1 protein-coding gene and 1 pseudogene are annotated in these 1,068 nt (G+C 36.7%); both read right to left on the bottom strand.

Annotated features, from left to right (window positions below; genetic code table 11):
* Positions 1–29 precede the first annotated feature (29 nt).
* Positions 30–896, bottom strand: coding sequence for an IS3 family transposase (locus J2Z81_RS15665; protein WP_084179334.1), 867 nt, complete (start codon positions 894–896; stop codon positions 30–32).
* Positions 860–1,068 (bottom strand): annotated as a pseudogene (locus tag J2Z81_RS15670) (helix-turn-helix domain-containing protein); the annotation flags it as partial. The gene J2Z81_RS15665 and the pseudogene J2Z81_RS15670, both read right to left, overlap by 37 nt.

Here is a 1,068-nt window from a genome sequence, read left to right on the forward strand (position 1 = left end):
GTGGCGACCCCTAAAAGTTAGAGTTTTTATTATGCAGCTGATTGGCTGGATTGAGTTCGGTATTCGACCGGACTCAGTCCAGTCAATTTTGCTTTTGATCGTACGTGGTTATACCAGTAGATGTAATCTTCAATTCGTCGTTTTAATTCTTCATAGCTTACTAATTTCTCTCCATAATACATTTCTTGCTTTAAAATGCCAAAAAAATTCTCCATTGAAGCATTGTCTGCGCAGGTCGCTTTACGTGACATGCTTTGGAATACGTTATTTTTCTTTAATGTATTCACCCACTTGCTGTGCTGGTAATGCCATCCTTGATCTGAATGGATCGTTGTGCGGTATGTTGCGTAATTCTTTATGAATTCTATTGTTTCATCTAAAGGTTCCATGACAAGATCTAGCGTAGGTCGTTTCTTGATTCCAAACGCAATAATTTCCCCGTTATAAAGGTCAAGAAGGGGATTTAAGTACAATTTTTCTTCACCTAGACATTTGAATTCTGTAATGTCGGTTACTAATTTTTGAAGAGGAATAGGTGTGTAAAAACGGCGGGATAAACGGTTTTTAGCTACCTTTCCAACGTTTCCTTTATATGAATTGTATTTACGGGATTTGCGCATGAATTTCACACACTTTAACCCAAGCTCTCGCATCAAACGATACACTTTTTTATGATTAACGCGATATCCTAATTTCTTTAATTCCTTCGTGATGCGTTTATAACCATAACGTTCATGAAACTTCTTAAATTGTTCAGTAATAAGTTCTTTTAGTTCTATGTCCGGATCTTCTTTTCCAAAGTTTTTTACGTGATAATGATAGGTTGCTTCTGGAATACCAACCACAACGAGTATATCCCTTAATCGGAATCCTTCTTGTTTGAGTTCGAATGCCAATTTCGCTTGGGCTTTTCGAGGAAGGCATTCGGATTTTCCTGAAAAGCTCTTAACTTTTTTAGGTATGCATTTTCTAATCTCAGTAGTTCATTCTCACGCTCTAACTCTTCTTCACGTGTTAACTTTTCTTCGTCCTTTTTCGTTTGTTTATTGGGTTTTTTAGACATAGAAG

The sequence above is a fragment of the Virgibacillus alimentarius genome (genome assembly GCF_017874635.1).
Lineage (GTDB): Bacteria > Bacillota > Bacilli > Bacillales > Amphibacillaceae > Virgibacillus_B > Virgibacillus_B alimentarius.